The 9,804-nt window shown below is 53.7% G+C and carries 6 protein-coding genes; all 6 read left to right on the plus strand.

Going from position 1 to position 9,804, the window contains the following annotated elements; translation table 11 throughout:
* Nucleotides 1–406 precede the first annotated feature (406 nt).
* The 6 genes from KQX66_RS05545 (at nucleotide 407) to KQX66_RS05570 (ending at nucleotide 9,676) form a co-directional block, all read left to right on the plus strand.
* Nucleotides 407–1,705, plus strand: a complete 1,299-nt coding sequence (locus KQX66_RS05545) for an MDR family MFS transporter (protein ID WP_216790741.1) — start codon at nucleotides 407–409, stop codon at nucleotides 1,703–1,705.
* Between the two features lie 223 nt (nucleotides 1,706–1,928).
* Entirely contained in the window at nucleotides 1,929–4,178 is a 2,250-nt protein-coding gene (locus KQX66_RS05550) for a helix-turn-helix domain-containing protein (protein WP_216790744.1), read from the plus strand.
* Nucleotides 4,179–4,371: 193 nt separating this feature from the next.
* Nucleotides 4,372–6,051, plus strand: coding sequence for an extracellular solute-binding protein (locus tag KQX66_RS05555; RefSeq protein WP_216790746.1), 1,680 nt, complete (start codon nucleotides 4,372–4,374; stop codon nucleotides 6,049–6,051).
* Nucleotides 6,048–7,034 (plus strand): ABC transporter permease, encoded by a 987-nt coding sequence (locus KQX66_RS05560; RefSeq protein WP_308647131.1) that lies wholly within the window; start codon nucleotides 6,048–6,050, stop codon nucleotides 7,032–7,034. The genes KQX66_RS05555 and KQX66_RS05560 overlap by 4 nt, the downstream gene beginning before the upstream one ends.
* A 19-nt stretch (nucleotides 7,035–7,053) precedes the next feature.
* A complete protein-coding gene (locus KQX66_RS05565; protein ID WP_216790748.1) occupies nucleotides 7,054–7,932 on the plus strand; it encodes a carbohydrate ABC transporter permease in 879 nt (292 codons plus the stop codon).
* A gap of 100 nt (nucleotides 7,933–8,032) precedes the next feature.
* A complete protein-coding gene (locus KQX66_RS05570; protein ID WP_216790750.1) occupies nucleotides 8,033–9,676 on the plus strand; it encodes an extracellular solute-binding protein in 1,644 nt (547 codons plus the stop codon).
* The last annotated feature ends 128 nt before the right edge of the window (nucleotides 9,677–9,804 follow it).

The raw sequence follows: 9,804 nt of genomic DNA on the forward strand, positions 1-9,804 counted from the left end.
CTTTCTTCGATCCATCTTCGATCAGAAGGTCTTGCTTTATTAGAGAATCCGATTCCCCCTTTGTACATAACGAGAAACGCATGGGAGCGCGGGCATGAAGCACAAAGGACTTCCGGCTGCGGCTCTGACGCAGATTCTACAGACGAGTCGAATTGCTTAAAACCAAGTAAATTCATCTACTTAGTTTAGTATCATTGTAGTGCTTTTCTTTCGGTTGTCAAGGATGATAATTGGATGCAGTTGAAGAAAGTGGGACTTTGACTGTGCCTGCTGCCCGGGGCCGTTATTATCTATATTCCGTCGGCGGACAATTATCCTAAATCAAACCTTCACTTGACCGACCCGGCTTCCAAAGATAACCTATTCAAGAACGTTTTATTTATTTTCTGCTTCCAAGGAGCGCGCAATGAGATTTCGGGATTTCCATCCAAACGTTAAACTTCGTATTGTTATGAGCTTTTTGACCGGGGTGCTCGGCAGCATGGTCGTGCCGTTCATGTCCGTTTATTTTGCCAAAACGCTCGGGGCGACGGCCGCAGGCCTCGTGGCGATCCTCAATATCGCGGTGGGGCTCGTCTTTGCCATGCTGGGCGGCTATTATGCGGACAGGGTCGGCCGCAAGCGCATGATGCTGATCTCCGAAGCGGCGATCGCCGCGGCTTATCTGGTCATGGCTGCCGTCAACTCGCCCTGGTGCCAATCGCCGGTCGCGACGCTCGTCATGACGGTTGCCGTCAGCGCGAGCTGGGGACTGCACAAGCCCGCCATCGAGGCGATGCTGATCGATGTGACGGAGCCGCATGCCCGCCAGGCGATGTACCGGATTACGTATTGGACCAACAATCTGTCTGTTGCCGCAGCAGGGATGGTCGGAGCGGTTCTGTTCGCCGATTACTTGTTCGAGCTGTTCCTTGCCGTCGGGCTCATGACGCTCGTTTCCTTCGCCGTCACCTGGATCTTTATCACCGAAGCCTGGAAACAGCCCGAAGGCGGCCCAACCGGGGCGGCGGAGCCGAAGAAAGGCAAGCTGTGGGCCAATTACCGGCAGGTACTGCGCGACAAAGCGTTTATGGTCTATGTCGGCGCCTTTGTGCTTCTCTACTCCGTGGAGATTAATCTGGTCGACTATATTGCGATTCGTCTGGAGAAAGAAATGCGGTTGACGCCGTGGCTGCCATGGACGGACTGGCAGATTGACGGTATGGAAATGCTGGGGGTGCTGCGGACCGAGAATACGCTGCTCGTCGTTCTGCTGTCGCTTGTGATCGCAGCGCTGATCAAGCAGCGCTCGGATTCGCGGATCATGTACGCGGGGCTTGCGCTCAACATCGCCGGATACAGCTTTCTCGCGTACAGCAACCAGCCGGCGCTGCTTGTGCTGATGATGTTCGTCGCGACCGTCGGCGAGCTGATTTACGTTCCGCTCAGCCAGGCGCTTCTGGTGAACATCGTGCCGGATCACGCGCGCAGTTCTTACATGGCGATCAACGGCATGGCTTTCCGGGGAGGCATGATCCTGGGAGGAGTGAACATCATACTCGGCGGCGTGCTGCCGGGCTGGGGGATGGCGGTCGTTATTTTTATGACCGGGGTGGCCGGGCTGCTGCTGCTCCGTTCCGTGATGCCGGTGCTGAATCAAGAACATTCCTTATCGAAGGACCATAGCTCCGGCAACGGCTGCGGTGCCGTACACCTATCAAACTGATTATGATTCAAGTGACGGCTGCATATCCTGTTGAGGGAAGCCGCTCCGATCCCCGGCCGCGCAGGGCATGTTTACAATTGGAAAAAAAAGATGCCAAGTGCCAATTTATAGTCTAGAATATAGGGTGAGAAAAAGCCGCTCACCTACGATCGTTTGATAAACCTCCGGGAGTACTGCATGAGACGCGGCGAAGCATGATGAAGAATTCGTCCCGGGGGGAATTATGAAGAAAACGTGGTTTTACCGCTTGCTGTTCTCCTATTTTCCGATCTTTTTCAGCTTGACTTCCGTTTTAATTTTGCTCGCCTTTCTATTCGTTAGCGACCTCTCCCGAAAAGAAACGATGAGCGCAAATCAGATGTACGTCCGGCATGTGATCCAGATGATCGACCATTCGCTGCGCGAAACGGACGGCATGCTGATCCATGAAATCGAGACGAACGACAAGCTCCGGACGTTTTTTCGGGGGAACGCCGGTTCGCAACATTATTTCTCCACTTATGAAGCTTCCAAAAAAATAAACGAGCTCGTCACGTTTAACAGCTTTATCGACTCCGTCTATTTATACCGTTTCTCGGATGGCATGGTGATTAGTCCCGCCGTGTTCGTTCCGCTCGAAAAATTCGGAGACCGGGCCTTCCTGACCGGGCATCTGGATTCGCGCGTCCCTTATACGTTATCCGAGCGAAGAACCTATTCGGACGCCCCCGATCCGGAGAATAACCCGCCGGCTTCGGTCATTTCCATCGTAAGAAGATATCCGCTGATGACCGGGGAGCAGGGAGTCGTCGTCATTAACATCGCCGTGCGGGAAATTCAAAAAATGATTGCCGGCATGTCGAGCTCCCAGGTCAGCTTTGTGGAAATTACAGACCGGAACGGCAATCTTATCACCGATCCGCTTCCCGAGAATAAGGGCAAGGAAGGGACCGTGATGTCGCGCTTCGTATCCGATTATACGGGATGGTCATACGAAGGCGGGGTATACGATAACCACTTGTTCCGCTATGCTTCGGTATTCTCGTATCTTTGGATCGTTTCGGGTTTCGTCGTTGTGGCGGCGGGCACCGTCTGGATGGCTTACGTGACAAGGCGGAATTACAAGCCGATCGAATCGATCATCTCGCGGATCAATGTGTACTCGATGCACAAGAGCAGTAAGCTGACGAAGAAAGCGAAGGACGAGTTCAACTTTATCGAGCAGGCATTGGATAATTTGATCGAACAATCGAATGCGTACCAGAAGCTGCACGAAGAGGACGTGATTTACCGGCGGCGGCATTTTTTCCTGCAGCTGCTGGAAGGACGGCGGCCTGCGAACCCGCGGGATTGGGCGACGGAGCTGGAGCTGTTCTGGACGCGGTCCCCTGTGGCAAGCATCGGCCTGACCGTATTTGAAATTGACAAATATTCCGCGATGAAGGAACGATATTCCGTACGGGACCAATACTTGTTGAAGTTCGTCCTGAATAGCGTGGTCAAAGAAATCGCCGAGCCGCTGCCGGTCACGGTATGGCCGGAGTGGACGGCGGATCATCGGTTGACGGTGCTGTTTCAAATGGCGGACGCGCAGAACGGAGACGAACAGCTTATCGCATCCATTGCCGAAAGCACAAGGGCGTGGGTGGAAAAAAATCTGGACTTCACCGTCACCGTCGGCGTCGGACCGTGCATGGCGCAGGTGGACGATATTCCGCAGTCGTATGCCGGAGCTTTGGCGGCGCTGGCCTATAAATCGAGCCTCGGCTTGAACCTTGTCATTCCTCACAACGAAAGGGGATTGAAGCTGCAAGGAGAGCCGTACCGGCATTTGCAGCTGATCCGCTCTCTGGCGCAAGCGTTTCGGACCGGAGGAGAGGACTGGCGGTTGATCTACGGCCAGATTTTTTCGGAGGTCAAGGATGCGCTCTTCTCCCGGGAAGAGCATGTCAATCTGATGAATTACTTCATCTACCATTTGTATCGCGAGATGATGGAGTTTCCGCCGAATGTTCGGGAGATCTGGAAGACGGAGACGCTGCCGCGGCTCAACCAGGTGCTGCATACGTTCGACCTGGTCGACGAGGTGGAGACCCAATTTCTCGATATCTTGACGGACACCGAAAAGAAAATCCGGCTGCTCCAGGAGAGCCGCAGCAAATATACCGTTATTCGGGAAGTGAGAAGCTATATCGAGCGGGAGTATGCCAACCCGGAGTTGTCCCTCAATCTGCTCTGCGAGGAATTCGGCTTGAACGGCAAATATGTAAGCCGTCTGTTCAAGGAGGCATTCGGGGTAAAGCTGGTCGATTATTTGGTCGGCATCAAGGTCGAAAAAAGCAAGGAGCTGCTGGAAAATACGCAGCTGTCGTTGCAGCAAATTTCCAGCGCAGTCGGATACCTGCACGTCATCTCGTTTATTCGCGCGTTCAAAAAAGTAGAGGGGACCACCCCCGGCGAATACAGGAAAAAACACGGAAAAAGCCTTTCGTGACGGAAGGCTTTTTCCATTTTGCATATGGTGCGAAATAGGCTTATCGCTCCTTTTTCCTTTAGGCTAACGGGGTGAATCTTGTAGATTGATTTTCCAGTTCGGATAGCGCTACATTGAGCATACATTCCTTGCGGCTTCACCCGGAGGAATGCAAGTACATTAGAGCACATTAGGGCAGAGAGGAAGTCGATCGATGAACAAAAAGGGGCGGAATCGAGGGGTTGTGTTAAGCGTGGCCGCCGTATTGGCGGCGGGAGCGCTGGCAGCCGGATGCAACAACCAGGACACGTCTGGGGCGAAGAAAGGGGCCGAGGCACAACAGACGGAACCCAAGCGAGGCAGCATTACGGTTTCCATTTACGACCGGAATAACATTCCGCCGGAGGAAGGGAATTGGGACAAAAACCGCTGGACCGAATGGGTCAACAAGCATGGGCCGGTCGATGTCAAATACGTTCCCGTTCCGCGCTGGGAATCTTTGCAGAAATTCAATGCTTTGTTCGCAAGCGCTGCCGCTCCGGATTTAATTCTGGAGTATGATACGAATTACCGAAATCAATGGTACGCCCAAAAGCTGCTGATGCCCTTGGACGAACTGATCGACAAGCACAGCACGATTTATAAGGAGCTGATGAGCAAGGTTCCGCTGCTCAAGAAGCTGGGCACCAAGGACGACGGGAAGCTGTATGAAATCGGCAGAGTCACTCCCCTGACAACGAATCACGCGATTTATATTCGCGAGGACTGGCTGCAAAAGCTGAAGCTGGAAGCGCCGAAAACAACGGAGGAGCTGCTGCAGGTCGCCAAAGCATTCGCCAATCGCGATCCGGACGGCAACGGGAAAAAGGATACGTTTGGCGTCAACTTAAGTGGAAACGGTTTCACGATCATGAATCACATGTTCGGCCACGGTCTGAACGATTGGGACATCCAGGGCGATCGCGTTGTGCACGAATGGGATCGTCTGAAGGCGTCCGTTGCTTTCCAGAAAACGTTGTTTGACGCAGGCTCAGTCGACAAAGACTTCCTGACGGATAAAAACGGGGAAAAGGCGAAGCAGGATTTTCTAAGCGGCAAATTGGGCATGTATTTGCATCAAGGTCTCAGCAGCAGCGATTACGACACGTTCAAGAAAAACAATCCGGAGGGGAACAACGCCATTCTGCCGCTTCCGAAGAGCGAATTCGGCCAGTTTAGCCCGGTCCTGGGGGCGCCGGTGCAAATGGTCGCGGCCGTGAACGCCAAAGCGGCGGACCCGAAGGCCGTCATTCGGTATATCGATTTCATGGTCAAGCCGGAGAACGCCATCGTCATCAAGAACGGCCTTGAAGGGGTGCATTGGCGCAAAGGGAGCAACGGCTGCCCGCAAAAAATCGACCCGGAAAAAAACAAGAAGGAAGTCTATACCGCCGATCTGAACATGCTGACCTCGGAGGTGCTGTTCGGAAAATGCGCCTTCGGAGATTCTATGGAAAACCCGTCGGCAACCGATAAGGCGCTGAGCGAGTTGAACAGCCAGGCGAAGAAGGCCTACATCAGCAAGGAGCGTCCGGTTCCGGCCTTAAATGCGACGGCCCTGCCGCTGCTTCCGGACGCGTTGTCGATTGTCGTGAAAAATGTGGAGAAGCAGATCGGAACGGGCGTCGTCCGCGGGGACATTTGGATGAAGGCGATTGTGAACGGTCCCGGCTTTACGGCGGATCAGGCGCTCAGCGAAGCGAAGGCCGTTTGGGAGCAGGCCGGAGGGGCGAAGGTGGACGAATTTTATGCGAAGTGGTACGCGGACAACAAGAACGCGCTGTTCCTCCTGGACGATTTGTACGCCTTCGACGAGCAGATTCAGCAGTTTAACCGGGGAAGAACAGATCCGTGAAAGCGTGGAAAGGGGATGATCCTATTCAAAAGCAGACGCTGTCGTATCCGATGAGAACGTCCGAGGCCCATACTAACGTCCGCAGGCTCCAAAGAAAAAGGCTGAAGCAAAATGTGCCGTTAATTTTGATGTTTATTCCGGTCATCGCCTTTTTTGTAGCTTTCCGGTATATTCCGATTCTCGGCAATGTGATCGCTTTTAAGCAGTATAACCTGATGCAGGGCATCTGGGGGAGCCCGTGGGCCGGTCTGGACAATTTTAAGATCATATTCAGCAACCCCCAGACGCTTCAGATTGTGAAAAATACCTTTCTGCTGAGCTTCTTCGGCATTGTGATCGGGTTTCCGTTCCCGATTCTGGTCGCGGTCATGCTCAATGAAGTACGCAGAATGTGGTGGAAGAAAACGGTGCAGACGCTTTTGTATTTGCCGCACTTCTTCTCCTGGGTCATTATCGGGGGAATCGTCGTTACGCTGTTCGGGTCTCAGGCCGGCGTCGTGAATGCGCTGCTGGAGCAATGGACGGGCGCGAAGTACCCGTTTCTATATCAGGCGGGCTCTTGGCTGACGATCTTTTTCGGGTCGAACGTTTGGAAGGAAGCCGGCTTCGGCGCCATTATTTATTTGGCCGCGATGAGCTCGATCGATCCGCATCTGTACGAAGCGGCGAGCATGGACGGAGCCTCGAAGCTAAGACAAATTTGGCACGTCACCCTGCCCGGCATTGTTCCGACGGCGACCATCATGCTGATCCTTGCGATGGGGCGCGTCATGGATGTCGGCTTCGATCCGATCTACAACCTGCAGAACGCAGTCGTGTCGGACGTATCGAACGTCATCAGCACGTACATTTACACGATCGGGATCCAAAACGGGCTTTACAGCTTGACGACATCCATGGGTCTGTTCGAATCCGTGATCGGGCTCATTCTGGTCGTCGGCGCAAACCGGATCGCGAGAAAATTTAACCAATCGTTATGGTGAGCGAACAAGGAGGGTGACGATGAAGCTATCGTTCGGAGAAAAAATATTTCACTGCGTGAACAATCTGCTGCTCGTTGCGGCCGGCCTCAGCTGCCTGCTACCGCTGCTTAACATCGTCTCGGTGTCCTTCAGCGACTATTCCGCCATCGCCTCGGGCTTCGTCGGGATCTGGCCGGTCGGGTTCAGCCTCGACTCCTATAAAGCGCTAATCGACGGGACGCCGATTGTCAACTGCTTCCAAAATAGCGTGGTCATCACGGGAGTCGGCGTCGTCTTGAGCATGGTCTTCACGATCTTGGCCGCTTTCCCGCTCTCGAGAGCATATTTTTATGCGAGAAAAGCGTTTACTCTGGCCATCGTGTTCACGATGCTGTTCGGGATTCCCACCATTCCGGCTTTTCTGGTGAACCGCTCCCTGGGCATTATCGATACGTACTGGGCGCTCTGGCTTCCCGGCTTGATCAGCGCTTATAATCTGATGGTGCTAAAAACGTTTTTCGAGAACGTGCCGGCCGAAATCGAAGAGGCCGCCCGGATCGACGGCTGCGGCGATTGGCGGCTGCTGATGCAGATCGTCCTGCCTCTGTCGATGCCGGTTCTGGCGACGCTGACGCTGTTTTACGGGGTTGGCTACTGGAACGCATTCCAGGGTTTGTTAATCAACATTAACGATCCCGCCAAGTACAATCTGGCTGTCATGGTACAGAACATGATCGCGAATCAGTCGCTGCTGCAAAGCTTGAACAACCTGCAGCAGCATGAGCTGGAGCAGTTAATTACGCCTGAATCGATCCGGTCGGCGGGTGTGGTTGTGATGCTTGTCCCGCTGCTGCTGGTGTACCCCTTTATGCAGAAGTATTTTGTCAAAGGGGTCATGATCGGGGCGGTCAAAGGATAAGGATGTAGGGAAAGGGGGCTGGCAGTTTGGGCAACAACGGCAGGGCTGCTGAGGTAACCCCGAAGGGAGAAAGTGCATATTTTGCAGAGGGGGTTCATCGATGAAAGCAAAAAGATGGAACAAAGCCTGTGTGACAAGCTCTGCCGCCGTTCTAGCGGCGGGAATGCTTGTGGCGGGCTGCAATGGCAGCAGCGCGCCGGACGACAAGGCGGGTCAGCAGGAAGGGAAAGGCAGCCTGACGGTGTCGATCTACGACCGGAACAACATTCCGCCGGAAGAAGGGAATTGGGATAAGAACCGCTGGAGCGAATGGATCAACAAGAACGGTCCGGTTCAGGTCAAATATGTTCTGGTTCCGCGCTGGGAATCTTTCCAGAAGTTCAACGCCTTGTTCGCCAGCGCCGCGGCTCCGGATTTGATCCTGGAATACGATACGGGCTACAGAAACCAGTGGTACGCCCAGAAGCTGCTTATGCCTTTGGACGAGGTCATCGAGAAATATAGCACCACGTATAAAGAGCTGATGAAGCAGTTTCCCCAGTTAAAAAAATTGGCGACCAAAGACGACGGGAAAATGTACGAAATCGGCCGAATTTCTCCGCTTACCGCGGGGCACCGCGTTTACATTCGCGAGGACTGGTTGCAGAAGCTGAACCTCCAGGCTCCCAAAACGACGGAAGAGTTTTTTAACGTGGCGAAGCTGTTCGCGGAACAGGACCCGGACGGAAACGGCAAAAAGGATACGTTCGGTCTCAATTTGAGCGGCAATGCCCCCTCGATCATCCAGCATATGTTCGGATTCGGAGAAGTCCAGTGGCGCTTCGAAAACGACAAATTCGTTCACGAGTGGGACCGTTTGGCCGCGGCGGTTGCGTTTCAGAAAAAACTGTTTGACGCCGGTGTGGTCGACAAAGATTTTCTGACGGATAAAAACGGGGAGAAAGCGAAGCAGGATTTCCTCTCCGGCAAGCTCGGCATGTATCTGTTTCAGGATTTCCCGGGCGAGAAGGACTATGATACGTTCAAGAAAAACAATCCGAACGGCAAGCTTGCGATCCTGCCGCTGCCGAAATCCGAATTCGGCCAGTTCAGTCCGGCGGTCGGCAGCCCGATTCAGATGGTCGGCGTGCTGAACGTCGCCGCCAAAGACCCGAAGTCGGTCATGCAATATATCGATTTTATGATTAAACCGGAAAACGCATTAACCATTCAATACGGCTTGGAAGGCACGCATTGGAGCAAGGACGAGAACGGCTGCCCGCAGCCGATTGACGCCGAGAAGAACAAGAAGGAAGTATCGTATAGCGCCGATCTTGGCATGATGGCCTCCCGGCTGCTGTACGGCAAATGCGGGTTTGATTCGTATCGGCCGCAGAAGACGGAAGCACAGAAGGAATTGCGCGAGCTGGCGCTGCAGGCCAATACCGCCTACGTTTCGAGAGAGCGGCCGATCCCTACCCTGAAGCCGGAATACTTGCCTGTGCTGCCGCAGGAGCTTGCCATCATCGTCAAAAATTCCGACCAGCAGCTCAAGGATATTTGGATTAGAGCGGTTGTCGGCGGAAGCGGCTATACGGCGGAGCAGGCCTATAAAGACGCGAAGGAGTTATGGGAAAAGGCCGGCGGTACCCGGGTGGACGACTTCTATGCCAAGTGGTACGCGGAGAACAAGCCGAAAGCATTTATGCTGGAGGATTTATATAAATTCGGCGAAGACGCCGTGAAATTGTATTCCAATAAATAAGTAAGATTCCCTGCGCAGCATGTCTGTCCGGCTGTTCTCACAGGGCGGGAGGCGTCCGGCTTCCCGCCCTGCATGTTCCTCTTTTTGAAGGGAGGTGCCCAAATCATTTGTGATGAAACCGTTTGTTT

It is taken from the genome of Paenibacillus oleatilyticus (genome assembly GCF_018998565.1).
In the GTDB taxonomy this organism is placed as follows: Bacteria; Bacillota; Bacilli; order Paenibacillales; family NBRC-103111; genus Paenibacillus_G; species Paenibacillus_G oleatilyticus.

Bases quoted from the DNA above. Each gene is read 5' to 3' on its own strand.
- KQX66_RS05555 (WP_216790746.1), top strand. From the start codon at position 4,372: ATGAACAAAAAGGGGCGGAATCGAGGGGTTGTGTTAAGCGTGGCCGCC.
- KQX66_RS05565 (WP_216790748.1), top strand. From the start codon at position 7,054: ATGAAGCTATCGTTCGGAGAAAAAATATTTCACTGCGTGAACAATCTG.
- KQX66_RS05545 (WP_216790741.1), top strand. From the start codon at position 407: ATGAGATTTCGGGATTTCCATCCAAACGTTAAACTTCGTATTGTTATG.
- KQX66_RS05550 (WP_216790744.1), top strand. From the start codon at position 1,929: ATGAAGAAAACGTGGTTTTACCGCTTGCTGTTCTCCTATTTTCCGATC.
- KQX66_RS05570 (WP_216790750.1), top strand. From the start codon at position 8,033: ATGAAAGCAAAAAGATGGAACAAAGCCTGTGTGACAAGCTCTGCCGCC.